This is a genomic window from Haloterrigena turkmenica DSM 5511, assembly GCF_000025325.1.
Classification (GTDB): Archaea; Halobacteriota; Halobacteria; order Halobacteriales; family Natrialbaceae; genus Haloterrigena; species Haloterrigena turkmenica.
The window spans coordinates 2,014,083-2,038,855 of the sequence record NC_013743.1 but is presented as its reverse complement, the minus strand read 5'-3'; the positions used below and the strand labels follow the sequence as shown (position 1 = coordinate 2,038,855).

Genomic DNA, 24,773 nt, shown 5'->3' with positions numbered 1-24,773 from the left:
GACAGAGAGTCGGTGGCGATGATCCCATAGTGAAAATTGTTCAATGATTCACAATAAGTGCGTTCCCTGTACTGATCACCGCAGTCGGTTAAAACACAGAGAAAAATAGCCGTGCTAGTTTGTGCTGACGATCTTGATCACGTCGCCCTCCTCGAGTTCGTACTCCTCGCCGATCTCCCGGTTCGTCTTCGCGTTGACGGCGTGGAGGTAACCGTCGCCGATGTCGGAGTGGACGGCGTAGGCCAGATCGACCGGCGTCGAGCCGTCGGGCAGCAGGAAGGCGTCGGGCAGGATGTTGCCGCTGCCGTCGGACCACTTCGCGGCGTCCTCGACCGGGTAGGCGGTGAGGTGCTCGAGCAGGTCGTAGACCGCGTAGTTCAGCGCGCCCTGGACGCCGGTGCCGCCGTGCTCGGCCATCGTCTCGGCCAAGTCCGCGAGGGCGTCGCGCTGGGCGTCGTTGACGTCGTCGCCGATCTCGAGGGTCTCGTCGCCGGGGTCGTAGTCGACTAACCCGTTGTCGGCGGCTCGTCGAAGGGCGAGTTCGCCCTCGGCGGTCGTGGGGATGACCGGCTTGTCGAGGTCGAGCAGTTTCTCGACGTTCTCCTCGGGGGCGACGTCGATCTTGTTCGCCGCGACGACGATCGGCTTGGTCCGCTCGCGGACCAGCCGCGCGAGCTCCTCGCGGTGTGCGTCCTCCCACTGGATGGGGTCCTCGGGGTAGTCGAGCTCTCGGAGGACGATAGCGATCTGTTTGGGAGAGGCGCCGAAGCCCGAGAGCATGTCCGCGAGGACGTCGTCGATGTCGAAATCGGGAGAGCGGGACTTGCGCTCGACGGACTCCCAGTTGCGCTCGACGATGCCCGCCAGCCAGAGGTCCATCTCCTCCTCGACGAAGTCGATGTCCTCGAGTGGGTCGTGCTCACCGATGTCGACGGGTTCGCCCTTCTCGTTGGTCCCGCCGGAGGCGTCGATCACGTTGACGATCACGTCCGCGTTCGTGAGTTCGTCGAGGAACTGGTTGCCCAGCCCCTTCCCCTCGTGGGCGCCCGGCACCAGCCCCGCCACGTCGATTAGCTCGATCGGGACGTAGCGCTTGCCGTCCTCGCAGTTGTCGGCGTTACAGCGCTCCTCGCGCTCGAGGCAGGGACAGTCGGTCCGGGCGTAGCTGACGCCGCGGTTGGCGTCGATCGTCGTGAAGGGGTAGTTGGCGACGTCGACGTCGGCCATCGTCGCCGCGGTGTAGAACGTGGACTTGCCGGCGTTGGGCTTCCCGGCAAGCGCGATCGAAAGCATACCGTTCGGTACTCGCGTGGCGCAAAATTGCCTTTCGATTGGGGATTCTCCGACGGTGGGCGCTACCAGTCGAGAGGCGACCCGATCCGAGAGGTCGCGGGCGGCAAAGAACGAAGCCGCCGCGTGTCCTACTGGTTGCCATGCCAACGATCGAGTTTCGCGGACGGGAAATCGAGTGTGAACGCGGACGAATCCTCCGGGACGTCCTCCTCGAAGCAGGCGAGTCGCCGCACAACGGTCGTGCGAACTGGCTCAACTGTCGCGGACACGGCACCTGCGGGACCTGCGCCGTCGCGATCGAGGGCGACGCGAGCGAGCCGACCGCGGCCGAACGCCGCCGTCTCTCCCTCCCCCCGCACGATCCCGACGGCGGCCTCCGGCTGTCGTGCCAGACGCGGGTCGACGGCGATCTCGAGGTCCGAAAGTACGACGGCCTCTGGGGCCAGCGGGTACCAGACGGCGACGCACCCGCGGCGTCGGACGGCCCGACGGCGCCCGCGGACGAGCGCTGATCGGTCGACCGTCGCCTGAAGGGATCACGGCGTTCCCCGCGACGACGCCACTGTCGGATATCCGATACGACGACTTGAGCGTCGTCGCGGAGGCGGTCACCAGCGGCGAACTCGAGGACGTCGAACGGCAGTTGCCCGACGACGAGGGCTATGAGCAGCTGTTCGAAATCGCCGACGAAGAAGAGGAGCATCCCGCGTAGCGGAGCGACGCGAACCGGCCGCCGGTCGCGATCGCTATCTCGTTCCCGGTTCGAACGACTCGAGCAGCGCGGACGCCTCGCGAACGCCTTCTTCGAAGACGGCGTGGTCCGGCGCCGAGACGCGATCCGCGTAGGGATCCCAGTCGACGGCCCGAATCTCGGCGAGTCGGGGAAGCGTCGCGTGCTTGAGTCCGGCCGCGACTGCGTCAGCGGAGTCGTCCGTGTGAGACGAGACGGCGCGGGCGAGCGCGTCGACCGAGCGCGCCTGGCCGTCCCACTCGTGGTAGAGGACTGCGAGGGCGAGTCGGACGCGTTCGTTTCGGAGAACGTCGAGGACCGTCTCCGCCGTCAACGGGACGGCCGCGACGGCGCCGACGCCTGGATCCCGTCTCGGCGTCGGCGACTCGAGGGGGTCTGGCGAGTCGGCACCGTCGTCGAACGCGTCGCGACCCGGAATCTCGAACGTCTCGGAGCCGGAATCGTCGCCCGCCGTGGGTTCGGGCGGCTCCACGGGACGCGCGGGAGCGGCGGTTCGACCCTCGGGGCTGCTGTCGTCCCAGATGGCGGGCGACGCTCCCGCCTCCGACTCCGAAGGGGTCGGCGTGCTGGTCGTCTTCGACACCTCGGAATCAGCTGCCGTCCCAGCGATCGTCGACGCATCGGAATCCGCCGTCGCACCGTCGGTCGACCGATCGCTCGCCGGGACGATATCGGTCGGCGTCGACCCGAGCGCGGTCGTCACGGTGGCGGCAGCGGCCGCCGTCGGTCGTTCTATCGTCGGTTCGGGCGACGCGTCGGCTCCCGCCGTCGACGACCGCGCGGTCGCGTCGGCCGACTCGGCCGTGGCTGGCGACTCGGTCTCGGCCGTGTGAGCGGGCACGCTCGAGCCGAGAGAATCGGGGGTTGCAACGCCCAATGGCTCCCGAACGGCGGTGGCGAAGCCGGTCGCGCCGCCGACGGCGGCCAGCGTCGTCGTCAGCGAGAGCGGATCGCGAACCGCGCCGCCCTCGAGGGCCACGTACACCGTCAGCCAGGCGGCGAGCCCGCAGGCGACGACGATCCCGATCGACACCCGCGTTACGGCTCGCCAGCGGAGATCCGACGAGACGTTCCGGCTGGCGAGCCAGTAGCCGCCGGTGGCCAGCCCGGTCGGAACGAGCAACGAGACGAACAGTTCGAACGCGACGACCGGCTGCGAGACCGGCGTCTCGAGTGTCCGGACGATCCCGGCGACCGCCAGCACGAGCCCCATGGCGACGATCGCGGCGGTCGATTCGCCCCAATCCACCCGGTCGAACCGAGCGAGGGTAGCAAAACGCATACCTCCCCGTTTCAGGGACGGTTATATAAAACGAATTGTCGACTCAGAGCTCGATAGCCAGCATTACCTCGTCGACGTAGTGACCGTTGAGTTTGTAGTGATCCTCGCGGATCGCTTCGATCTCCCAGTCGTGTTCTTCGAGGAAGGCGATGGCGTCGTCGTTGCTCGAGGGGACGCTCTGGTAGACCCGTTCGTAGCCGCGGGAGCCGGCCCACTCGAGGCCCCGCGAGAGGAGGTGCGAGCCGAGCCCGTGGCCGCGGTACTCCTCCAAGACGCCGACGGTGAGCTCAGCCGTATGCGAGAGCTTCTCGAGTTCCGGCGCGTGGAGGTGCACCCAGCCGACGACGTCCGCGTCGACGGTCGCGACGAAGAACATCCGGGACTCGAGTTCGTTGTGCCGGAGCAGAGCCTCCTCGTGGTCGATCTCGTCGGCGACGCTCTCGGCCTCGATGTAGGTCTTCTCCTCGGCGACCTGCCGGATCGCGCCGACGATCCCCGAGAGGTCCTCCTGTTTGGCCGGCCGGACGTGGAACTCGAGGTCGTCGGCGACGTACTCCTCCTCGGCGCCCGCGTCGAGAACCACCCGGAGCGTTCCGTCCGCCGCCTCGAGGCGCCCGTCGCGTTTGAGGATCGCGACGTGGTGGCGAAAGCCGCTGGGATCGATGCGCAGCTCCGACTGGGCGTCGTCCGGATCGACCGCCCCGTGGCGCTCGACGTACTCGTAGATCCGTCTCCGGTCGTCGTGGTCGAACTCCAGTGGTTGGGAAGATACCATGGTGGATGTTGCCACATAACAGTACTTAACCCTTGGCGAGCGGCAGCGGCCGGCGGCAAAACAGGGTGGAGACGGCGCACGGCATCGCACTGGACTTAATGGACCAACAGGTGAATCCGGATCGACTTCCTCGACTGGTTCGTCTCACCGGTTGCGTGAGGTGGCTCTCGACCCGGTTCGGGTCGAGCGAACAGGTGTGCATCTCACGTCTCTCCCCTATGATCGGTACGGATGTGGTCGTCGCCGCCCCCGCCCTCGCCCTCGCAGTAGTCGTCGGACTGGCGGTCCACGAGTGGGCCCACGCCCTCCTCTTGCGACTCGCCGGGATCGATCACACGATCACCTACCTCCCCGACCGAACCGACGGAATAATCGGCCTGCTGACGTGTTGTCCGTGGGCCGTCGTCGAGCCCCGACCGACCGGTCGCGAACCGGCGGTCCACCTTCGCGCCGCGGCGCTGGCGCCCGTCCTCCTCGCCGTCCCCGTCTTCGCGGCCGGGTTCGGGGGCGCCATCCCGGCCGACTCGCCGATCGCGATGGCCGTCGCGATCGGCTGGCTCGCCTGTTCGGTTCCCAGTCCGCAAGACTTCTCGGTCGTCTTCTACGCCCACCGCGCCCTCGAGACCGAGATCGCCGCCGATCCGAACGCGACGGCGCTCGGCTCCCGCGCCGACTGACGGTCGTCGACTCCGTCGAGCGCCGCCGCGTTTTCGATCGTACTTTCATACACCCGATAGCCGTCGGTGAGACGCTTCCGCGTGCCGCTTACGACGCGATCAGTTCCGAATACCAGTGGACCGCCGTTACGGCGGCGACCGCCAAGAGGACGACCGACGAGGTAGCGAGCCACGGAATCGGCAACAGGCCGCCGGCCGTTGCGACCACGAACAGCGCACAGCCGCCTACCGTTCCCGCGTACCGACGCGGCCACGGATCGGTCGACCCCGCCTCGAGTCCCGAGAGATACGGATCGAACTGGGCGGCCATCGGCGTCGACTCGACGATCCCGCGATCCTTGTCGTAGTCGACGATCCCGCGCTGGTCGAGTTTCGGCAGGTGCGACTGGTACAGGGAGATGTAGACGCGCTGGCGCTGGTCCGAGGTCAGGTTCTCGACGGTCGTCTCGTGTTCGTCGGCGGCGATCCGCTCGGCGAGGTCGCGAAGCGTCATCGGCTCGCCGGCGCGCCGGAGGTATCGGAGCACGTGGCGCCGACGGCTGGTCTGGAGGATATGGTAGATATCGTCCGGCTCGAGTGACGACTGTTCGCCGTTCGGTTCGGCTCCTCGCGACGAGTGTCCCGCGTCGGTGCACCCGCTTCGGGACGCAGTGTTCGCCATCGTTGATAGGAGACGTGTCGGCGGGGCCGGTTAATAACTTGGTCGTTCCGGCCAATGACCGCATCGCGGTCAAATCCCTTCGACTCCATTTGAAATAGAAACCGAGAAGCGACTTCTCTCGGATTCTCGATACACTCCGAACACGGGGAGGTCTGCGTGACGATCGCCCCGTGGCCGGCGGTCGACACCGAGTCGACGTGCGAACACTGCGGAGCGCACGTTTCTGACCAGTTCTGTCGGGTTTTCGGTGACAACCGTAACCGAGCCCATCGCTGCGGAGCGTGCGATACGTACGCCCGACTGAGCCGCGGGCCCGCTGCCGGCGAAGACGTCGAAATCCCGGACCCGGAGACGTCGCCCGGCCGTCACGGCGGTGAGGCCGATGTCTGAGGCGTTCGTCCCCGCGAGCGAACGCTACGACGTCGAGAGTCGGACGCCCATCGCCCATCCAGCCCATCACGCGACCGATGCCGAGGTTCGCCGCGCGCTCGAGCAGCGGGAGATTCGAACTGACGGTGGTACCGCCTCAAGCGATACTGATCACTGGAGCTTTCGGAAGTCCCCACTTCCACACGAACAGTGCTCTGTTCCGATCGGACGAATTTGGCCCGATAGAAGGACCTTTGCAGCGTACACTGATCCACAACAGTCGCAAACGGCGACGACCCGTTCGGGGTCTGCCATCGTATTCACCCAGTTTATCAATACACTGCTCTGGATATTCAGGTTCAGCCCTAATTATTTTGGACAAGCACTACACTTGGCCACTGAACGCGAGCGAGGCGGCCGATGACGGTCGCCGAGAACCGCGAGCGCGGCCACGACGGTCTCGACGTCGGTCCAGTCCTCCGGCGTCGACTCGTTCGTGAGCCACCTGACGAGCAGGATACCCATGCTCAGGATGAAGGCGTACGTGACCTCCGTCCCGTTGGACGCCCAAAGCGCGTCGACCAGCGAGAAGTTCAGCGGCGCCGAGAACTGAAGCGTCCCGACGGCGCCGACCGAGATCGACGCCAGAACGAACAGCGGCGCGAGGATACTGTCTGTCAGATCAATTCCGTTTTCCCGACGTACTGAGTCGGGAACCATGTTCTGCGGGAGGCTCAGTGCCATACGACCAGCCGAATAACCCGGCCCGACGAAAAGGTCTGGAAAACTAAGGTTCACCGAACTTTATACCAAGGTGGGTTGCCGCCCATCTCATGGCGCTGAACAAACTCAGACAGTTAGACCAGAACTCCGCCGGCATCACCCTCCCGAAAGACGACCTCCGCCTTGAGGGACTTCTTGACGAACACGGCGACGTCGACGGCGAGAACTATCTGCACGTCCGCCACATCGGCGATGGCGAATGGACCCTCGAGTTAGTCGAGAGGATCGAGCCATGACCGGCGTCGACGATCACCTCTTGGAGGCCGAGCGGGAGCACCGTCGCGAACTTGGGCGGGAAGCGATGGCCGTGATCGAACTCCGCGTACAGATACCGTACGTCGTCCGCGACGCGACCGCCCAGTTCCTCGAAGAAGCCGACGACCTCGAGCACGCGCGTGAACTCGCCGGCCTTGAGTTCGGAGTGGGCACAGACTGATGACCGAGTGCCATAAAACCAGATCTTGATTCCCTGTGGTTTGATTCAGGCATGTTAGAAGAGAACTATAACGCACCCGTAATCGGTTTACTTCGACTATCTACGGATTTTGAATAGAGCCAGGTATTCCACCGATAATGTTCAATACAACTAAAATATAGCCCTTACTGCCGTGAAGGCGCGAAAAATATCGATGGTGGAGTGTTACTGCGTTAGCAACTCCAGTCCTGACTCCCAACGTTTGTCCACGAATCGCCACCGTCGTTCGAAGCGACGAATGTTACAGTCCCACTTTCATTAGCGGAATCATTCAGTTGGTAGTTTATTCCGTCGTATTTATTGCTCGAACCACACTCCAGCGTCACCGTATCACCAGCACCATCAAGTTCAATATAATCGGAGCTACTCACTGAGGTACCATTGGTGCTGTAGACATAATCTCCACGGAGCTCGTAACTATCCGCATTGCCTTCGGAAGTAAGTTCGGTAGAGAACACGCCGTCTCCTTCGTCAAAGCTCATCTGTGCTCCTGCCTGAGCCTCACTACCGAGATCATCACCCATATCCAGCACGAATGCCGCGATGACTGCCGCCAGAATGACGGTTATTGCGACCATCAGGATAACTCCAATGACCGGGCTCACCGCCCGCTCGTCTTCCGATCCAACAAGTTTGTTTCTGTATTTGCGTAGATCCATGTTAGCAACTCCACTCCTGGCTACCGACGTTGGTCCAACTGTCGCCACCGTCGTTCGAGGCAACAAAGGTCACCGTACCGCTCTCAGGAGTAGACTCATTCAGCACGTATTTGTTCGTAGTACCGTCTGATGTACTATATTCGTTCTGAGCGCCACATTCAAGCGTCACTGTGTCACCCGCTCCTGAGAGTGCAATGTATTCGTCGGATCCTACCGATTCATTATTCCCGGATGTAGCGTTATATCGGTAGTCTCCCCGGAGTTCGTACGTGTCTGCGTTACCCTCAGAGGTGAGCTCGATCGACATCACACCCTTGTCCTCGTCGAAGCTCATCTGGGAACCCGCCTGTGCCTCACTACCGAGATCGTCGCCCATATCCAGTACGAATGCTGCGATCACAGCCGCGAGAATGACAGTTATCGCGACCATGAGGATGACTCCGATAACAGGCGAGACTGCCCGTTCTTCTTCGCTTCCGATCAGCTTGTTTCTGTATTTGCTTAGATCCATAGTTGTGTTCTTTCACGCACCCGTGAACGGTGGGAAGACTTATTCTGGGGTCTGTGGTAGGCACCCGGTGGCGCTCGAGGGGGATTGGATTGATCCTCGGCGTCGGCTTCTTCCCGTCGTCCGGTGCTGATAGCAACCAGAGAATTCAGGGTATATATAATTAATCGATAGTAAGAATGTTCGTGTATATTGAAATTCACGAATCGGTTTCAGTAGTGATAATCAAGGGGGTATAGAACGCTTCCAGCACCACCTTGAAGCCGCGCAGTCCTGCGATTTTGAAACCGACCGAGATGGACGATAAAGATTTTGGCCATCCGATGTGACCGCCAGCTATGGACTGGGACCAGCCGGTGATCGGTGAGCGCGACCTCGCGCGCACCTACGACGGCGGGGCGTACAGCGATCCGTGGACCGCCGTCCTCGATTACCAGGCGGTGCTTCGGTACTCGAGCACCCACCCGAACAAGGGATCGTCCGCGATCTCGAGCGCACTGGATTTGCCCCGCGGTCGCGTTCGTGGCTGGGTCGACGCCGATGGAAAACCGGACGCGATGCGCGGGATCGAAACCGCCCGCGAGTACGGATGGTTGGACGCGACCTATCGCGACGACGTCTTCCAGGCGCTGAACACGCTCGTCGCGAACGTGTTCTCCGGCGGCCGATCGCGAAAGCGAACTTCGTCCCGTCCTTCGCGTTGAACCATCGCGACCACCGCACCCACGTAATCGACGCGCTCGAGGCCACCGGCGTCGAGTACGATTTCTACCGCGTGGACGACGACTCGAGGGCGACCGAAGTTCGGCCCGCGAAAGACGCGACCGTGCTCGGGCGGACGCTCGCCGTCCTCGGTGCGCCGGCCGGTCCGAAAGCGCAACTCGAGGATTTCTCGCTGCCCTAGTATCTCGACGACGCCCCGTTCGAAGTGCGCGAAATGTTCGTCCTGGCGTACCTCGCGAACCGGGCGATCCACCAGCGGACGAAGGACACGGTTCAGATTCAGGAGAAGCGCTCGCAGTCCTACCGCGACGAACTGGCCGCGTTCATCGAAGACATCGCGAAGGAACCGGTGACGTCCGGTGACCGAACGGTGACGATCTCGGCAGACGCTGCTCGCTCGCTCGGATTACAGCCCCGGTATCGGGTTCGGTCTGAAACGGCGGAGTAGAATCGAGTTTCGGACGCTATCAGTAGTTAGTGATATGATTTCTTCATTCAATACTGAGGCTGAATCTGAATAGGTGGATTCGTTACATAGAGGGTACGAACTGAGTACCGAAAAGCGACGACTTACAATGGAAACTGATAAGCTATAATCCTGCCATGGTGTAATATTGAAGCCTGCTTCTTAATACCCACGCAGGAATATCCATCAGTAATGGATTCGGAAGACGAAGAAATCATTCGACTACTTACAGATCCCACTAATCGTGAAATTTTAACAGCTCTCAATGGTACCCCTCGCGGCCTCTCTGTAACGGAGATCGCTGGACAACTTTCTTCGGCGGACGAGACGGAACTCGACCAGACGATCATCTCGCTACACCACAATTACCTGCCCCGACTCGACGAAGCCGGACTCGTCGCGTACGACCACGATGAAAATATCGTCACCACCGGCCATCGCTCGACGGATGACGCCGACTGGATGGACGTCGAAGCGCTCGACGAACTGCTCTCGCAGTTCGGGACAGGACGGAGACCGGACGAGGGTACTGTCGGACGGCTCGAGGGTCGCGAAGCGGTGTACGACTACTGCCGAGACCTGGCTGACAGAGCCGACGACGAACTCTTTCTGATCTACGCGTCCGACGAATTACTCGACGAGGAGTGTCTCCCGTACGCGGAGAACGCCATCGATCGGGGCGTCGACCTTTACGCCGGGACGAAAAACCGAGACGCTCGAGAGTTCTTTCGGGAGCGTCTCCCGGAAGCGACGATCTGGGAGCCACAGATGGATTGGATGTACGAGCAGGCGAACTATCCCAAGGTGAGCCGGCTCATCGTCGCCGATCGAGAGACCGTCGTCGTCGGCCTCTGGGAGGAGGATGCCACCGGTGCGCAAACGGAGGTCGCGATGATCGGAGAGGGACGAACCAATCCGCTGGTGGTCCTCACCCGCGAACTGCTCGGTGCTCGATTGGACCATCTCGATTATCAGAGTGACGAGTTTCTCGAAGGTCTTCCGTTTGAAACGTGAGCAGCGGTCTCGCTGTGGCGACCGAGTTCGATAACGGCGTCCCCCGTACTTACCGCGAGTTTCGTGGGGAATTCCGATAACGAAACTGTGCTACCGTCTACTGCTATTCTTCCAACTCGTCGGCCTCGAGGTCTCCCTCCAGGTACGCACGGCCGAGATCGGTGATCCGATAGAGTCCCTCGTCGATACGGTCGACGAGCCCGGCGTCTCGAAGGTTTCCGAGTCGCGTGCTCAGGTAGTGACGCGAGTAGTCCGTATTCGCCGAGAGAACGCGCGGGGAGAGGACGAGACCGCTGTCCGCGAGGGTCTCGAGGATACGGTCATCGGCCTGCGTCATCCGCGAGACCCTCGGTCTTCGCACACTCGTACGTGCTGTACCGGCGGTTTAGCGATACTGGTTGAATCTCGTGAGTCGATACGTGACCCGCGAGTGGGAACTCGAGATGAGCACCCGATCCCTCCAGATGAGGCATCCGGTCCAGTATCCTATCGAGAAACGAAGAACACGTGTTCAGACGGGTTGCCAGTGGGCACACCCGTGGCCGTCGGCCGGTCAGCGATCAGTCGCCGGCGCAGTACGACCGGGAGCCGCTCGAGTCCGCCGCCGGCGCACTCTCGTCCGCCGGGCGAGCGGTGATCGTCGTCCCGCACTCGGGACAGCTGTAGTGCTCTCGGTCGCCGCACTGCTCGAGGTTCCAGTCGCCGTCGACCGCGCTCTCGTGGCCGCACTCGAAGCAAAACAGCAGGGTTTTGCTATCGGGCGGTCGGCTGGTGTCCGTAACGGTGGAGTTCATCACCAACGCTAGCTGCCGAACGGTAAAAACGGTGTTGGCCCCGAGAAGGATTGCCGCTCGATTTCGACCACGTCAGCGGCTGACAGTCATGATTCTCCCTGACACTCGGTGCGTGGTCCCGTCCACCGACGCCGGTCCGCACCCCCGCGGCGAGACCGCATCAGTCGCCGTCGCGGCCCCGAAGTTCGTCACGTTTCCGACGGTTCGCGGACGATCGCGAACCAGAACTCCTCGATCTCGTCGACGAACGAGACGAAGTCCGCCGGCTCGACCGGCTTTCGAACGTAGAAGTCCGCCTCGAGGCCGTGGGACTGAACGATCGCTTCACCCATCTCCGAACTCGTGAGTACGGCGACGGGAATGTCGGCGAGGATCGGTTCGCCGTCCAGTTCGGCGAGGACGTCCATGCCGCTGGTGCCAGGGAGCTGTGGCTCGAGTAGGATGATGTCGGGCGGAGACGCGTCGGCGTACTCGCCGCGCTGGTGGAGGAAATCGAGAGCGGCGTCGCCGTCGGAGACGGCGTGGACGGTGTTCATGAGTTTCGCGTCCCTGAAGTTCTCCGTGAACAGCCGGGTGTCACCCGGATTCGGCTCGACGAGTAAGATGTCGATTACGTCCTCGATGCTGTCGTTGCCGCTGGTCATAGAGCATAGTTCGCGCCGGACCATAAAACGACGCGGGTGCCGCCCGCGGACAAGTATCTCGGCCGACGGAACGCGGCCGTCTCGCTCGGGCGTCGGGAAACGGACGCTCGTCACCGCGTGGCATAATGCGTGGGTATCATTTAGACCGATGGCGCACGTACGAGCGCGTATGAGCACCAGCCGAACGACCGACGCCCGTTCGCCGCTGCCGGAACGACTGGTCGGACTGGCCGCCGCGATCGGCGCCTGGATTCTCTGGTCAGGGGTCGTGCTGACCGCTACTGGACTGGTCGTCGTCAACAACGCCGTCTTCGGGGCGGCGATCGCCTTCTTCGCCGCCTACACCGCGGGATGGCCAGACGGCGGTCGGCTCCCGAGTATCGCTGCGCCGGCGCTCGTCGTCCTCCTCGGGCTCTGGGTGGTGGCCGCTCCCTTCGTGCTCGAGGTGACCCTGGACCGGGTCCTCTGGAGTAACGTCATCGCCGGCGCCCTCGTCGCGCTGCTGGCCGCCGGCAGCATCGTCGGAGGCCGCCGATCGACGGGGTCGGCAACTGCCAGCGCCTGACGAGCCGCCGAACCCGTCGGCCGTCACTGACGTCTCTCGACGGCGACGCCGGGTCGCCAAACCGAGCGGTAGTATCGGCTACAAGCAGCGCTTGACGGGCGAGGTTCCCAAGAAAACGCAGCACAAGCCGGCCTGCATTCCCTGTCGACCAAGCTCGACACCTTGGCCGGATAACTATTGACGGCCACTAATATTATAGTTTTTCGGTGGTTTCAGAAAGTGCAACCGCTGATAGGGGTTGCTCGTAGTCCGCGATAATCTCGTCTATCCGATCGGGGTACTGTATTCAGTCTTTCCTGACTGTCACGGCGTCTGGGTGGCGGGAAAGGCTACCGGAAACCCAACGAGTCTATGCCCCGTCGTGGTTGATGACGGTAATGACGACGGTCGTCGAACTCGACATCCCGGCCGACCGTCTCGCGGCCGCTCGGTCGTTCGAACGAGTACCGGAACTCGAGTACCAGATCGGCGGGACGATCGGTGACGCGCCCCCGCTGGTCTGGCTCTCCGGTCCGGATCGGGAGACCGTCCGGGCGGCACTCGAGACCGATCCCTCGATCGACGTGATCGCGAGCGTGACCGACGAGACGAAACCCGACCGGTCGAGTACCGACGAGACCGACGACCGCGAGCGGTGGCTGTTCCGCCTCGTCTTCGGCGACCGGTTCAAACTCTTCGAACGGATCGTCGCAGAGAACGGTGGGGCGATTTTAGAGGCCAGCGGGAGTGCCGGATCGTGGTCGGTGACGTTGCTCTTCCATGATCGGGACTCGCTGTCGGCGTGTTACTCGCTGTTCGAGCAGTACGAGTTCGGCGTCGACGTGACCCGTCTGACGGGGATCGACGATCTGGCGAGCGCCGGGACGCCGCTCACCGAGACCCAGTACGAGACGATCCGGACGGCCCAGGAGCTCGGCTACTTCGAGGTTCCGCGCCGGATCACGCTCAAGGAACTCGCCGCGGAACTCGACGTCTCACACCAGGCGCTGTCGGAACGGCTCCGCCGGTGTCACGCCGCGCTCGTCAGCGCGGAGTTGACCGGCGAGTTGCGGCCGACCGCGATCGATCCGTAGTCGCTGGGCTCGTCTCACCGGTCCGACCTCGAGACGCGAGTCGAACAGACGACTATTTTTCTCTGCCTATCAACCGAACTATGTCCAATTGATTAGTATATATGGGAGCTATGGACCGTATGACCACCAATATCCCAGATAGTGCTGAATATACCTCGAGGAACAGCTTTATTGTTGGACAGAAAGAAACGTAGCGTGTCGGCTCGATGCCGACTCCACGACGAGCTACCGAGTGCGATACACGCGCCGGTGGATCACTCGTGCTCAATCACAGCGGTCACTCGTAGCTGTGTGACCGTTTATCAACCTTCCTCTCGATTTCGCGTTCGAACGCGTCAGGATTCGAACCACGGTCGCAGCGCGCTGCTCCCTGATTCAAATCCTCCGTTTCCAATACGCATCGCTCACGATGGTGTTCGCGATGAGGAATGGGGTCGGAGGGAGTTGCTCGGCCTCTGTTTGAGCGTCGGGCGGGCTTTATTCGACTCCGTGCCATACCACCAGACATGGTATCATTTGACGAAGAGCAGGCTGAAGCTGAGGCTCTCAATCGATTACAAGATCTCGGGTTATCCCAATACGAAGCCCAGACACTAATCAACCTCCTTCGCCTCGGTACAGGAACCACACAGGACATTACCCGCATTAATGGTGTCCCCCGTACTCGCGTGTACGAGGCGACTGATCGGCTCCACGAACTGGGCTTCATTGACATCCAGCATACGACGCCACGGAAATTCACGGTAATCTCGGAGGAGACGATCATCCGCATGCTCAATACCCAACGTGAAAACACGATTACTGAACTTGCGGAGTGTTTGGAGGTAATCGGACCAGCCCAACCACAACGCGAACAGTTCGGTGTCTGGACGGTGACCGGTCGGGAGGCGGTAGCGTCTCGTGTCAACGAGTTCATCGCCGACGCAGACGAGCAAATCGTCTACATGACCGTCGATGAATTACTCACCGACGATCATCTCGATCAGCTTCAGGCCGCCGATGACCGTGGAGTAGACATCTATCTCGCAGGAATTTCAGACGATGTTCAAGATCAAATTCAGGAAATAATACCGTCAGCAGAACTATTCGAAACCTTATGGGAATGGCGGGATACGCCCGCCGGGAGCCTGTTGATCACTGACGAAAAGACGGCACTCGTCAGTGCTCTCGTAAATGGTTCCAGCGGCGCTAATGAGATCGAAGAAACGGCAATCTGGGGCGCAGGCGATCGAAATAGTCTCGTTGTCGTCCTCCGGGCGATCTTCACGTGGCGACTCAACGGAGAACAAGCAGCGTGAATTCACATCGGCCTTCACTCGGAAAATCACAGTACATTTATGGAGTTTATTGGCATAGGCAGACTATGGGTGAGGACACCCAAGCGAGCGACGGGCACGGATCTGATTTGACCACTATTCACTTCCAAAGAGCGTACGATTGGTCGGCCACACCACCGAGCATCGCCACAGTCACCGCTCTCGGAACCGTCACGGGTATCGATCCAACCGAGCTTGCCATTGAGCTCGAAACCACCTTATACGATCACGTTGACCCGGACGCACTCGATGGGCTCGTCCGGGATCAAAAACCCGAGCAGGTCACCGTCTCCTTTACTTTTGACCGCTATCGGATTTTGTTTGAAGGTGACGAGTTGACTGTCCGCTCACACGACCGGTAAGCGCCTATCGATAGCGATAGACAGCAGGTTCTGTCGGACTTTTCAGTGATGACAAAAGTTGGATGATGTAGTCCTGAATCGATCGATACTCCGTTAGATGCTTCACCTGTACTTACCGCGAGTTTCGCGAGCCACGCTGAATAAAGAAACCGTGTTCCTATCTACTGTTTCTAATCTCGATCGACGTCCCCAGACTGTTCTGCTTCGAAGGTCGTCGCTCTCGTCGAGAGTGTCTCAGCGATCTCCGTGCGCTGCTCGTAAGTGAGGTCGTCGCGCTCGAGGACGACGAGAACGTACCAGCCGCCGTCGTCGACGAGACGCTCGTGGTTCTCTCGACGGATCCACCAGCGGCCCGCGCGACCGTCGTAGGTCGCGTAACAGGACTTCGCTTCGACGACGTCGCCGACCGTCGCGATCGTCCCGGCCAGCTCATCGACGACGTCCGCGACGAACTCGAGGTCGTACCACTCGGCGCGATCATCGGCGACCCGCTCGAGAGGCCAGCGATCACAGGCGGCGGTCTCGACGTTGTGGCCGCGCTCGCGGTTCTCGGCGACCGTCATCGATCCCCCCGCATGCAAGCTGTATTCGCACGGATTGAGAATCCAGCCCAAGTCTCTAACTGCTCGAGCGCGCGGCGAACCTCGGCATCGGTCGCTTGATGAGCCGAATGGGCGATGAGCGTCCGACTCCCGACGTCGTAGCGTTCGCTCGCGGGGACGAACGCCTCAGACATCGGCCTCACCTCCGTGGCGACCAGGTGACGTCTCCGGGTCTGGAATCGCGACGTCGATCCCAGCAGCGGACCCACGGGTCAACCGACAGTAGGTATCGCACTCGGGACAGCGGTGAACGCGGTCGCTGTTATCGCCGTAGACGCGGCAGAATTGATCCGAGACGTACGCTCCGCAGTGTTCGCATACCGACTCGCTGCCGGCCGACGGCCACGGTGCGACCGTCACGCCGACCACCCCGTGTTCGGAGTGTATCGAGAATCCGAGAGAAGTCGCTCTTCGGTTTTTATTTCAGATGGGGTCGGAGGGATTTGAACCCCCGATCGACTGATATCTCCGGTGCGCCTCGGAACTCCAGAGGGTCATCACACGGACACTGATCAGGTGCCCGATCAGTATATCAGTCTGGAGTTTCGTCCCGGGCGCGTTGCCTCTGGAGTCAGTCGCCATGCCGGGCTTGGCCACGACCCCTCGCTCTCCAGTTGGGCCATCCCGCCTAAAGTGGTTTCGATTCCGAACCGTCCTACAGCCACGGGGCGCGCCCTTCGGTGTCCGTCGTATCGTCACCCGGATACGTTCCCGCGTCGGCGTCGTCGGGCTCCTCGACCGGTTCGACGTCCAGTTCCACGCCCTCGTCGGCGTCACCGCCGTCGGCGACCGGATCGACGGCCATCGCGGGACCGTCATCCGCCGCGTCGCTCGAGTCGCGCTCGAGCGGCAAATCGATCGCGAAGATGGCGGCGACTATCAGGGCGGCCAGTGGAGCCTGTCCGAAGGCCATCCCGAGCAGGGACAGCGGGAGCAGGCCGAGCGCGACCGCGCTACCGAAGCGGAAGCGGTCGATATCCATGCAGCCGCGCAGGTACGGCGCGCCGAGCGCGATCGTCAGCGCGAAGGCGACGCCGATGGCCGCCGCGAGGGTCGCGTTCGCGACGAGCGCGGGGTCGTTCATCACGGTGAACGTGGCCCCGCTGGGGTCGACGCTGGCGACCAGGCCCAGCCCGATGATGACGATCGGGTTGGGAAGGTACTCGCCGATCGTCGCGCTGGCGGTCTTGGCCGCGATGGCGGCGATGACCAGCGCGGCGAAGCGTTCGAAGATGACGATGTCGATCAGGCTCTCGAACGACGGCGCCAGCGCCGCTTGGACGGCCGACAGCAGTATCAGCGGGATGCCGACCAGCAGGACGATCGCCGCCTGTTCGCGGGGCGTGCCGGACATCTCAGCGAGGATCACCGCAACGGTGGCGCTGCCGCCGAAGATCAGCAGGCCGACCTGAACGGCCCCCAGCGGGTCGTTCAGGGCGCCCGCGAGGATCAGTGCCGGGAAGACGCCGTCGATCAGCGGCAGCATCATCACCAGCGCCAACAGCTTCGCGTCACCGCCGATGATGCGCTCGAGACTGAGTGCGACCGGGTGTCGTGACGTACTCATCGGTCAGGGCTGGTGGCCATGACCCGAGGCCGGTGGGTAATAGGGTGGACGATCCCGGACGGACTGGTGGGCGAGCCACCAATTCGTGGGGTTCGGACCGCGGCCTCGCGCTGTGAGTTTCTGTGTAAAGTTCCCGAACTGGAATTTGGCGGCGTCGCTCTCGACGCTCGTCCGACCAGCGGTTCGGGGTGCACTGAAACTCACAGCGATCATACCCGAATGGATGACTGGACTCTCAATAAACGTTGTGTGGGACATGGTCCCACAACCCGCCGTATTCCGGACACTGGAAACCAGATGCGGGCGAAGATGTACATCGTTGCGGACCGGGGTGACGACCTTCGGTCGCCGTTCGGATGACCGACCTCACCTCGAGTGCGGTCGGCTACCGAGCGACGGGCAAGCTGGAACCGCACCAGCCCGTAATCGACCGCGTCGACCGCGTCCGCCCTCGAGAGCCCCGGTACCCCTTCTCATCCGACGCTAACTCGCAACGTTTTTCCGCGACGGGGCCGGACGATTTACATGGCGAACGACATTCCTGAGCACGAGCCCTATTCTGCAAAACTGGACGTACCAGAGGCGCTGACGTTCGATGACGTACTCCTTCGGCCGAAGGAAAGCCGCGTCGAACCCGACGACGCCGACCTCACCTCGCGCGTCTCGAAGAACGTGGAGGTGTCGGTCCCGATCCTCTCGGCCGCGATGGACACCGTCACCGAGAGCGGCATGGCCATCGCGATGGCCCGCCACGGCGGTCTCGGCGTGCTCCACCGGAACATGAACATCGACGAGATGGTCGAGGAGATCGAGCGCGTCAAGAGCGCCGACGAACTCATCATCCCTCTCGACGAGGTCGTCACCGCCGATCCCGAGATGACGGTTCGGGAAGTCGACGAACGGATGGCCCGCCAGGGCGTCGGCGGCGCGCCGGTCGTCAACACTAACGGCGAAGTTCTAGGGATCATCTCGAGTACGGACATCCGGCCCCACCTCGAGGTCAACGAGGACGACCCCGTGACCGAAGCGATGACCGACGAGGTCATCACGGCCCACGAGGACATCGACGCCCGCGACGCGTTCGACCTGATGTACGAGCACAAGATCGAGCGCGTCCCGGTCGTCGACGACGAGAACCTCCTGGTCGGACTCGTCACGATGCAGGGCATCCTCCAGCGCCGCGAGTACCAGGAGGCCGTCCGCGACGAGGACGGTCGCCTCCGCTGCGGCGTCGCCGTCAGTCCGTTCGAGCAGAACCGAGCCGAGGCCGCCGACGAGGCTGGCGCGGACATCCTCTTCATCGACACCGCACACGCCCACAACATGAACGTCGTCGAGGGCGCTCGCGAAATCAAGGAGTCCGTCGATGCGGACGTCGTCGTCGGCAACATCGGCACTCGAGAGGCGGCCGAGGACCTCGTCGACTTCGCGGACGGACTCAAGGTCGGTATCGGCCCGGGCTCGATCTGTACGACCCGCGTCGTCTCCGGCGCCGGCATGCCCCAGATCACGGCGGTCTCCCAGGTAGCCGACGTCGCGAGCCAGAACGACGTCCCCGTGATCGCCGACGGCGGCATCCGGTACTCCGGCGACGCGATCAAGGCGGTCGCCGCCGGCGCGGACGCGGTCATGCTCGGTTCCTACTTCGCCGGCACCGACGAGGCGCCCGGCCGCGTGGTCACGATGAACGGCAAGAAGTACAAGCAGTACCGCGGCATGGGATCGGTCGGCGCGATGAAGTCCGGCGACAGCGACCGCTATCTGAAGGACGAACCCGACGAGGAAGACGAGTACGTCCCCGAGGGTGTCGAGGCCGCGACGCCGTACAAGGGCACGCTCAAGTCCGAACTCCACCAGCTCGCCGGCGGAATGCAGTCGGGCATGGGCTATGTCGGTGCGGAAACGATTCCCGAGTTCAAGCAGCGTAGCGAGTTCGTCCGCGTCTCCTCGGCCGGTCAGGCCGAGAGCCACGCCCACGACGTCGTCATCACCGACGAGGCACCCAACTACTCGCCCGACAGCGAGTAACGCCGTCTGTCTCGAGTAGCGCCCGGTCGCTCGAGGCCACACGTCCTCGAGCGCTATCCGACGCCGCCCGCTCGCCGACTCAGACCAGTTCCGTTCGCCGGATTTTGCCGGTCGTCGTGGTCGGCAGTTCGTCGACGAACTCGATTTCGCGCGGATACTCGTACTCGGCTAGCTTCTCGCGGACGCGATTGCGAATCTCGCTTCGCAGTTCGTCCGACCCCGTCTCCCCCGAGACCGGCTGGACGACCGCCTTGATGATCTCCCCGCGGGTCTCGTCGGGGACGCCGACGACGCCGACCTGTTCGACGGCGTCGTGTGCGAGGATCGTTTCCTCGACCTCCCGCGGCGCGACCCGGTAACCGCTCGTGATGATGAGGTCGTCGTCCCGCGAGGTGAACCAGCAGTAGCCGTCCTCATCACGTTTGGCCAGATCGCCGGTCAGGTGCCAGACGGTCCCGTCCGGCCCGTCCTTAAGCGTCACCGCCTCCGTCTTCTCCGGGGCGTTCCAGTACTCCTCGAAAATCACGGGATCGTCGCCGCGGCGGACCGCGATCTCGCCGATCTCACCCGATTCGACCCGCTCGCCCGTCTCCGGATCGAGGACGGCGACGTCGTGGCCCGGCACCGGCTGCCCCATGCTGCCCGGCTTCGCGGGGAACCACTCCCGGCAGTTCGTCACGAGCAGGTTCGCCTCCGTCTGGCCGTAGAGTTCGTTGACGACCACGCCGGCGAGTTCCTCGTCGGCCCACTCGAGGATCTCCCGAGTCAGGGGTTCGCCGCCCGAACAGATCGCCTCGAGCGAGAGGTCGTACCGGTCGGTCGGGTCCGCTACGTTCATGAGCATCCGGATCGCGGTCGGCGGGACGAACGCGTTCGTCACGTCGAACTCGGCCATGAGTTCGTAGGCCTGCTCGGGATCGAACGAGCCCATCGGGTAGCCGACGACCGGCTGCCCGTAGTGCCAGGCGGGGAAGACGAGGTCGCCGAGTGCGCCGATCCAGGCCCAGTCGGCGGGCGTCCAGTAGACGCCGTCGCGGACGTCGCGCTCGAAGTACATCTGGAACGCGGGACAGTGGCCGAGCCAGACGCCGTGGGTGTGGAGCACGCCCTTCGGTTCGCCGGTGCTTCCGCTGGTGTACATGACGATCGCGGGCGTGTCGACGTCGGTGTCGGCGCGGTCGAACGCCGTCTCGTCCCAGTCGATGGCTTCGTCGAATCGTTCGACGGTTACGTCCTCGAGCGCCGCCTCGTCCGCGTCTCCGTCGACTGATTCTCCGTCGTCGACGACGAACACGTACTCGAGGGCGGGACAGTCGGGCGCGACCTCACGCATCGTCTCCCATTGGCTCGCGTCGACGACGGCGACGCGGGCCTCGCTGTCGGTCAGCCGATAGCGGAGCGCGTCGTCGCCGAACAGCACCGATAGCGGCAGCGAGATCGCGCCCAGTTTCCAGGCGGCCAGATGCGTCAGGACGTTCGCGGGCTTTTGCGGGACGACGACCGCGACTCGGTCCTCGCGCTCGAGACCGCGAGACGCGAGCGCGGTCGCGACGGCGTTCGACCGCTCGTCGAGATCGTCGAACGTGTACTCCTCGTGACCCCCGTCGTCGTCGACCTGATACAGCGCGACCCGCTCGCCGTCGTCGTGTTTCCCGACCAGATCCGCGGCCGCGTTGAACTCGTCCGGCACGTCCCACGCGAACGATTCGGACGCCGCGTCGTACGTCTCGCCCTCGAGCGTGACGGTGTACGCCATGTCGTGCTAGCTGCCCACACACGACAAGAAAGAACTGTCGCCAGTATCGGGTCCGCTGGCTACACGGACCACTCGATCACGACTCAACGAAAACGACTGAAAATCGCTACGGGTTCAGGTTTGGTGTCGAGAACGCGCCCTCGTCGACGTCGGGGTCGTACTCCTCGAGCGCGGTGCGGACGAGGTTGAAGACGCCCTCCTTCCCCCACCGGGCCGTGTTGATATTGAGGTCGTAGAACTCACGGTCGTCGATATCGATATCGTAGTACGACTGATAGCGACCGGCCTCGCTGACCTCGCGAACCCGCATCTCGGCCTCGGTCTCGACGCGCTCCTCGATGCGCGCTAAGCGGACGTCCTCGGGTGCGTCGAGCCAGATCCGCAGGTCTGCGCGCTCACCGGCCAGCCAGCCCGCCAGCCGGGACTCGAGGATGAACGGTTTGTTCGCCATCCCCCATTTCTCGGCGATCTGCTGGAGACGCTGGTCGATCGCGCGGTCGATCTCGTCGTTCTCGTCGGCCTTCGCCGTCAACTGGTTCAGGCTCATGTCCCGGTCCTCGGCGATTTCGCGGAAGACCTCCCCGCCCGAGACGTACGGACAGCCCATCGCGTCGGCGAGTCGCTCACAGAGCGTCGTCGCGCCACAGCCCGGCGGGCCGGAGACGGTGATAAACAGTGTCGTATCGATCTCGACCGTCGTCGTCGCTCCCGTGGACATGTGTGCCCGCTCTCGGTTCAGGGTGAAAAATAATGCGACTCTCGCGTTCGTTGTGGGACGACACCGAACCGCTCGGGGCCGAGCGCCGGTCAGAACAGCGACCAGCGCGGCGACTCGACTCCGACCGCGACGCCCTCGAGTCGCGGCTCCTCGGCCAGCGCGGCCACCCGTTCGCGTTGGGAGTCGGCATCGCTGGTGCTGACCAGCGTCACCGAGCCGTCGTAGCGCGTGCCCGCCCGGTCGTCCCACTCGATCTCGAGCCTAGCGCGGCGAAACCGCGTCCCCTCGGTCAGTCGAATCGACTCGAGGCGCTCGAGGGGGACCGCGAAGTTCGCCTCGTCGAGGTCGAGCAGTTCCTCGAGCCCGCTGTCGTCGACGAGCGCGCGGTCGCGTTGCCCCATGTCGGCCCGCAGCAGCATCGAGCGGTAGGACTCGCCGACGAAACACCAGACGAGGCGTTCGTCGGTCACCACGAGCTCCCACAGCTCGATCGAGTTCGGTCGCTGGCGAAGCCACTGCGTGAGCCGCGCGAGTTCGGTTTCGCCGCGACCGTCGGTCTCAGGTACCGGATCGGATTTCCGGTCCGTCCTCGCCTCGGCGTCGGTGGATGTATCGGCCGTCATCGCTCGAGCAGGGCGTGGAGATCGCTGGGTACGGTCCGTCGAGACTGGGTGAGCAGCGAGAAGCCGACGAACAGGACGATAGCGACCAGCAGCGCGACCGTCCCGACGGGGAACACGTCGGGGAAGACGTAGAACGTCATGATCGCGTCTGCGATCCCCTGAAGGCCGGCGACCTCGAGGGCCATCGGAAGCGCACTGAATACGATGTTGACGGCGAGACCGCCGAGGACAGCGACGATCGCTCCCTCCTTGGTCGCGCCCTTCCAGTTCAGCCCGAAGACGGCGATGGGGACGAACGCGGCGGCGAAGAAGCCCCAGCCGATCGTTCCGAGGATACCGACGAGCGTATCGGAGAAGTAGACGACCCCTGTCGAGAGGATCGTCAACCCGGCCAGCGCGACCTGCGTCACGCGCAGTTCCGTCTTGTCGTCCTCGATCGGCCGACCCAGCGCCCGCGGGATGTCCCGCGAGGCGGCCGCCGCGCCGATGTTGAGGAAGGAGTCGCTGGTCGACATGATCGCCGCCAGCAGCGCCGCGAGGATCAGCCCCGCGACGACGCTCGGCGTCTGCTCTAAGACGAACACCGGCCCGACCTCGCTGGCGCTGAACGTCTCCCCGATCTCGCCGGCCTCGACCATGGCGCGCATCGACAGGCCCGCGGAGAAGGCGATCAGGCTCGAAATCGCGTAAGAGATGGCGGCGATCGGGGCGCCCCACTTCAGGATATTCATGTCGCGGCTCATGTAGAACTTCGTGATCAGGTGGGGCTGGCCGGCCGATCCGACCGAGAACAGGATCCACCACGCGACGCCGACGAGGACGGCCGTGGTCGCGCCGCCCATCGCGCCGAACGGCGAGATCAGGTTCGGGTCCGCGCTCGCGAGGTTCCGCGAGATGTTCTCCATCCCGCCGCCGAACGAGAGCGCGTACGCGAAGACGAAGACGGCGCCCGTGATCATCGTCAGCGCCTGCAGGAAGTCCGTCCAGACGCCGGCGATCATGCCCCCGAGCATGCTGTAGAGCAGCAGGATGAGGGCGCCGCCGAGCAGCCCCCAGATGACGGGGACGCCGAAGATGGCGCGCATGACGAACTGCAGCGCCGCGAGGTTCGTCGCGAGGTAGGCGATCACGCCGACGATGACCGCGAGGCCGGTCAGGCCCCGCACGGTGTCGCTCTCGTAGCGGACGTACATCCCGTCGGCCAGCGTCAACACGTTGCGGACGTCCGCGAGCAGTCGCATCCGCTTGGCGAGGACGATCCACGTCAGCAGGAACCCGATCGGCGCGGTGAAGAAGATCCACAGCGCGGTCGTTCCGTACGCGTAGACCAGTTCGGGGCCGCCGACGAAGCCGAACCCTGACTGAATCACCGAGAAGGCGGTCATCGCGAGCACCCACGTGCCGACGCTCTTGCCCGTGATCAGGAAGTCGCTCGTCGACTCGGTCTGCATCCAGCCCCAGACGCCGATCAGTACGACGATGAAGAGATACGCCGCCCCGAACCCCAGAATCACGGGGTCGTCGGCGACGGGAATCCCGCCCTCCTGAAGCGGCAGCGGCGCGAGCGGGCTACTCATCGACCTCACCTCCGTCCGCTACTTCGCCGCCGTCAGCCACTTCGGCGCTCCGGGACGGTTGCTCCGGCGCCAGCGGGAACGACTCGCGGCGCTGGCGTTCGCGAGCCGACTCGATGATGTCGTCGACGATCTCCTCGCCCGCGATCCGGTCGAAGAGCAGCGAGTAGTAGATCGCCGCGGTCAGCGGCAACAGCCAGATGAACGCGAAGTAGAGCAGCGTCGGAACCGGGACGCCGAGGACGTAGCTGTACTCGACGACCCCAGGTTCCCACGTCAGCCAGATGCCGGCCAGCCCGATCAGGAAAAAGGCCGCCAGCGCGCCGATGAGCGCCGTGTACGGCTCCAGATCGGGATCGCCGGTCCCTCGCTCGATCGTCGCCGAGGCGATCACCGCGAGGATGAGCGCCGCCGCGACGACCGAGAACGCCCTGTACAACTCGAGACTCGCCGTTGCCAGTGCACCCAACGAGAGCACACCGATCGCAGCCATCGTGGTATTTCGTGCCATTGATCCGTGTCACCGTAGTTGCGGTCAACCCTACCGGGACCGAGCCCCGGCCCATAGCTATCACCACAGCGGGTCGTCGTCGCCCGACATGCCGTCGTACGCCACCGACTGCCGTGATACGTAATATCGCATCACAGACTCCCGAGAAAGTGCTCGTTAACATGTCAACAGCGGGCTCGAGGCCGCCCTCGAGAACCAGTCCAG

The 24,773-nt window shown here is 63.4% G+C and carries 29 protein-coding genes, 1 tRNA gene and 2 pseudogenes; 13 read left to right on the top strand and 19 right to left on the bottom strand.

Annotated features, from left to right (window positions below):
* Nucleotides 1-114 precede the first annotated feature (114 nt).
* Entirely contained in the window at nucleotides 115-1,293 is a 1,179-nt protein-coding gene (locus HTUR_RS09700) for a redox-regulated ATPase YchF (protein ID WP_012943143.1), read from the bottom strand.
* 140 nt (nucleotides 1,294-1,433) lie between these two features.
* On the opposite strand from HTUR_RS09700, the gene HTUR_RS09695 reads away from it, so the two are divergent.
* Both HTUR_RS09695 and HTUR_RS28435 read left to right on the top strand, forming a co-directional pair.
* Nucleotides 1,434-1,805, top strand: a complete 372-nt coding sequence (locus HTUR_RS09695) for a 2Fe-2S iron-sulfur cluster-binding protein (RefSeq protein ID WP_012943142.1) — start codon at nucleotides 1,434-1,436, stop codon at nucleotides 1,803-1,805.
* Nucleotides 1,806-1,879: 74 nt separating this feature from the next.
* Nucleotides 1,880-2,005: a hypothetical protein gene (locus tag HTUR_RS28435; protein WP_264183001.1), complete on the top strand. Its 126-nt coding sequence runs from the start codon at nucleotides 1,880-1,882 to the stop codon at nucleotides 2,003-2,005.
* Between the two features lie 34 nt (nucleotides 2,006-2,039).
* Here HTUR_RS28435 and HTUR_RS09690 read toward each other — a convergent pair whose 3' ends face one another.
* Complete coding sequence (locus tag HTUR_RS09690; RefSeq protein WP_012943141.1) at nucleotides 2,040-3,326, bottom strand: hypothetical protein; 1,287 nt, start codon at nucleotides 3,324-3,326, stop codon at nucleotides 2,040-2,042.
* 43 nt (nucleotides 3,327-3,369) lie between these two features.
* Nucleotides 3,370-4,101, bottom strand: coding sequence for a GNAT family N-acetyltransferase (locus HTUR_RS09685; protein ID WP_012943140.1), 732 nt, complete (start codon nucleotides 4,099-4,101; stop codon nucleotides 3,370-3,372).
* A gap of 218 nt (nucleotides 4,102-4,319) precedes the next feature.
* On the opposite strand from HTUR_RS09685, the gene HTUR_RS09680 reads away from it, so the two are divergent.
* On the top strand, nucleotides 4,320-4,778 hold the full coding sequence (locus HTUR_RS09680; protein WP_012943139.1) for a hypothetical protein: 459 nt from the start codon (nucleotides 4,320-4,322) through the stop codon (nucleotides 4,776-4,778).
* Between the two features lie 88 nt (nucleotides 4,779-4,866).
* On the opposite strand, the gene HTUR_RS09675 is transcribed toward HTUR_RS09680, so the two are convergent.
* Entirely contained in the window at nucleotides 4,867-5,439 is a 573-nt protein-coding gene (locus tag HTUR_RS09675) for a DUF7344 domain-containing protein (RefSeq protein WP_012943138.1), read from the bottom strand.
* 156 nt (nucleotides 5,440-5,595) lie between these two features.
* On the opposite strand from HTUR_RS09675, the gene HTUR_RS27930 reads away from it, so the two are divergent.
* Complete coding sequence (locus HTUR_RS27930; protein WP_012943137.1) at nucleotides 5,596-5,829, top strand: DUF7563 family protein; 234 nt, start codon at nucleotides 5,596-5,598, stop codon at nucleotides 5,827-5,829.
* Nucleotides 5,830-6,177: 348 nt separating this feature from the next.
* Here HTUR_RS27930 and HTUR_RS09665 read toward each other — a convergent pair whose 3' ends face one another.
* On the bottom strand, nucleotides 6,178-6,552 hold the full coding sequence (locus HTUR_RS09665; protein WP_012943136.1) for a hypothetical protein: 375 nt from the start codon (nucleotides 6,550-6,552) through the stop codon (nucleotides 6,178-6,180).
* Nucleotides 6,553-6,641: 89 nt separating this feature from the next.
* On the opposite strand from HTUR_RS09665, the gene HTUR_RS09660 reads away from it, so the two are divergent.
* Together HTUR_RS09660 and HTUR_RS09655 are read left to right on the top strand one after the other, a co-directional pair.
* Nucleotides 6,642-6,827, top strand: coding sequence for a hypothetical protein (locus HTUR_RS09660; protein ID WP_012943135.1), 186 nt, complete (start codon nucleotides 6,642-6,644; stop codon nucleotides 6,825-6,827).
* On the top strand, nucleotides 6,824-7,027 hold the full coding sequence (locus tag HTUR_RS09655; RefSeq protein ID WP_012943134.1) for a hypothetical protein: 204 nt from the start codon (nucleotides 6,824-6,826) through the stop codon (nucleotides 7,025-7,027). Before HTUR_RS09660 ends, HTUR_RS09655 begins: the two co-directional genes overlap by 4 nt.
* Nucleotides 7,028-7,239: 212 nt before the next feature.
* On the opposite strand, the gene HTUR_RS09650 is transcribed toward HTUR_RS09655, so the two are convergent.
* Together HTUR_RS09650 and HTUR_RS09645 are read right to left on the bottom strand one after the other, a co-directional pair.
* Nucleotides 7,240-7,725, bottom strand: coding sequence for a type IV pilin (locus HTUR_RS09650; RefSeq protein ID WP_012943133.1), 486 nt, complete (start codon nucleotides 7,723-7,725; stop codon nucleotides 7,240-7,242).
* A gap of 1 nt (nucleotide 7,726) precedes the next feature.
* On the bottom strand, nucleotides 7,727-8,236 hold the full coding sequence (locus tag HTUR_RS09645; RefSeq protein ID WP_012943132.1) for a type IV pilin: 510 nt from the start codon (nucleotides 8,234-8,236) through the stop codon (nucleotides 7,727-7,729).
* Nucleotides 8,237-8,571: 335 nt separating this feature from the next.
* Between HTUR_RS09645 and HTUR_RS09640 the strand changes: the two are divergent.
* Together HTUR_RS09640 and HTUR_RS09635 are read left to right on the top strand one after the other, a co-directional pair.
* A pseudogene (locus HTUR_RS09640) lies at nucleotides 8,572-9,404 on the top strand (hypothetical protein).
* 210 nt (nucleotides 9,405-9,614) lie between these two features.
* A complete protein-coding gene (locus HTUR_RS09635; protein WP_012943131.1) occupies nucleotides 9,615-10,436 on the top strand; it encodes a DUF7344 domain-containing protein in 822 nt (273 codons plus the stop codon).
* Nucleotides 10,437-10,539: 103 nt separating this feature from the next.
* On the opposite strand, the gene HTUR_RS09630 is transcribed toward HTUR_RS09635, so the two are convergent.
* The 3 genes from HTUR_RS09630 to HTUR_RS09620 form a co-directional block, all read right to left on the bottom strand.
* Entirely contained in the window at nucleotides 10,540-10,773 is a 234-nt protein-coding gene (locus HTUR_RS09630; protein ID WP_012943130.1) for a hypothetical protein, read from the bottom strand.
* 223 nt (nucleotides 10,774-10,996) lie between these two features.
* The gene (locus HTUR_RS09625) at nucleotides 10,997-11,230 is read right to left on the bottom strand and encodes a hypothetical protein (protein WP_012943129.1); all 234 of its coding nucleotides are present in this window, start codon (nucleotides 11,228-11,230) and stop codon (nucleotides 10,997-10,999) included.
* Between the two features lie 188 nt (nucleotides 11,231-11,418).
* A complete protein-coding gene (locus tag HTUR_RS09620) occupies nucleotides 11,419-11,874 on the bottom strand; it encodes a response regulator (protein WP_012943128.1) in 456 nt (151 codons plus the stop codon).
* 169 nt (nucleotides 11,875-12,043) lie between these two features.
* On the opposite strand from HTUR_RS09620, the gene HTUR_RS09615 reads away from it, so the two are divergent.
* The 4 genes from HTUR_RS09615 (at nucleotide 12,044) to HTUR_RS09600 (ending at nucleotide 15,190) form a co-directional block, all read left to right on the top strand.
* Entirely contained in the window at nucleotides 12,044-12,439 is a 396-nt protein-coding gene (locus HTUR_RS09615) for an SPW repeat domain-containing protein (protein ID WP_012943127.1), read from the top strand.
* 377 nt (nucleotides 12,440-12,816) lie between these two features.
* A complete protein-coding gene (locus HTUR_RS09610; protein WP_049941677.1) occupies nucleotides 12,817-13,512 on the top strand; it encodes a helix-turn-helix domain-containing protein in 696 nt (231 codons plus the stop codon).
* Nucleotides 13,513-14,018: 506 nt separating this feature from the next.
* Complete coding sequence (locus HTUR_RS09605; RefSeq protein ID WP_012943125.1) at nucleotides 14,019-14,810, top strand: TrmB family transcriptional regulator; 792 nt, start codon at nucleotides 14,019-14,021, stop codon at nucleotides 14,808-14,810.
* A 65-nt stretch (nucleotides 14,811-14,875) separates the two neighbouring features.
* A complete protein-coding gene (locus tag HTUR_RS09600) occupies nucleotides 14,876-15,190 on the top strand; it encodes a HalOD1 output domain-containing protein (protein ID WP_012943124.1) in 315 nt (104 codons plus the stop codon).
* Between the two features lie 170 nt (nucleotides 15,191-15,360).
* On the opposite strand, the pseudogene HTUR_RS28790 reads toward HTUR_RS09600, so the two are convergent.
* The 4 genes and pseudogenes from HTUR_RS28790 to HTUR_RS09590 all read right to left on the bottom strand — a co-directional run.
* Nucleotides 15,361-15,474 (bottom strand): annotated as a pseudogene (locus HTUR_RS28790) (DUF7692 domain-containing protein); the annotation flags it as partial.
* Between the two features lie 444 nt (nucleotides 15,475-15,918).
* Complete coding sequence (locus tag HTUR_RS27925) at nucleotides 15,919-16,161, bottom strand: DUF7563 family protein (protein WP_081443458.1); 243 nt, start codon at nucleotides 16,159-16,161, stop codon at nucleotides 15,919-15,921.
* A gap of 59 nt (nucleotides 16,162-16,220) precedes the next feature.
* Nucleotides 16,221-16,395 (bottom strand) — tRNA-Trp (locus tag HTUR_RS26685).
* Nucleotides 16,396-16,447: 52 nt separating this feature from the next.
* Nucleotides 16,448-17,359: a DUF5794 domain-containing protein gene (locus tag HTUR_RS09590; protein ID WP_012943122.1), complete on the bottom strand. Its 912-nt coding sequence runs from the start codon at nucleotides 17,357-17,359 to the stop codon at nucleotides 16,448-16,450.
* A 525-nt stretch (nucleotides 17,360-17,884) separates the two neighbouring features.
* On the opposite strand from HTUR_RS09590, the gene guaB reads away from it, so the two are divergent.
* Nucleotides 17,885-19,387, top strand: a complete 1,503-nt coding sequence (gene guaB, locus HTUR_RS09585) for an IMP dehydrogenase (protein WP_012943121.1) — start codon at nucleotides 17,885-17,887, stop codon at nucleotides 19,385-19,387.
* Nucleotides 19,388-19,466: 79 nt separating this feature from the next.
* Here the strand turns inward: guaB and HTUR_RS09580 are convergent, their stop codons facing one another.
* The 5 genes from HTUR_RS09580 to HTUR_RS09560 all read right to left on the bottom strand — a co-directional run bounded on the left by HTUR_RS09580 (nucleotide 19,467) and on the right by HTUR_RS09560 (nucleotide 24,569).
* A complete protein-coding gene (locus HTUR_RS09580; protein ID WP_012943120.1) occupies nucleotides 19,467-21,143 on the bottom strand; it encodes an AMP-binding protein in 1,677 nt (558 codons plus the stop codon).
* A gap of 106 nt (nucleotides 21,144-21,249) precedes the next feature.
* The gene (gene cmk / locus HTUR_RS09575; RefSeq protein WP_012943119.1) at nucleotides 21,250-21,861 is read right to left on the bottom strand and encodes a (d)CMP kinase; all 612 of its coding nucleotides are present in this window, start codon (nucleotides 21,859-21,861) and stop codon (nucleotides 21,250-21,252) included.
* An 89-nt stretch (nucleotides 21,862-21,950) separates the two neighbouring features.
* The gene (locus HTUR_RS09570; RefSeq protein WP_012943118.1) at nucleotides 21,951-22,484 is read right to left on the bottom strand and encodes a hypothetical protein; all 534 of its coding nucleotides are present in this window, start codon (nucleotides 22,482-22,484) and stop codon (nucleotides 21,951-21,953) included.
* Nucleotides 22,481-24,061 carry a sodium/proline symporter gene (locus HTUR_RS09565; RefSeq protein ID WP_012943117.1) on the bottom strand — a complete coding sequence of 527 codons (1,581 nt, stop codon included), beginning with the start codon at nucleotides 24,059-24,061 and terminating at the stop codon, nucleotides 22,481-22,483. The genes HTUR_RS09570 and HTUR_RS09565 overlap by 4 nt, the downstream gene beginning before the upstream one ends.
* Nucleotides 24,054-24,569 carry a hypothetical protein gene (locus HTUR_RS09560; protein WP_049941676.1) on the bottom strand — a complete coding sequence of 172 codons (516 nt, stop codon included), beginning with the start codon at nucleotides 24,567-24,569 and terminating at the stop codon, nucleotides 24,054-24,056. The genes HTUR_RS09565 and HTUR_RS09560 overlap by 8 nt, the downstream gene beginning before the upstream one ends.
* Nucleotides 24,570-24,773 lie beyond the last annotated feature (204 nt).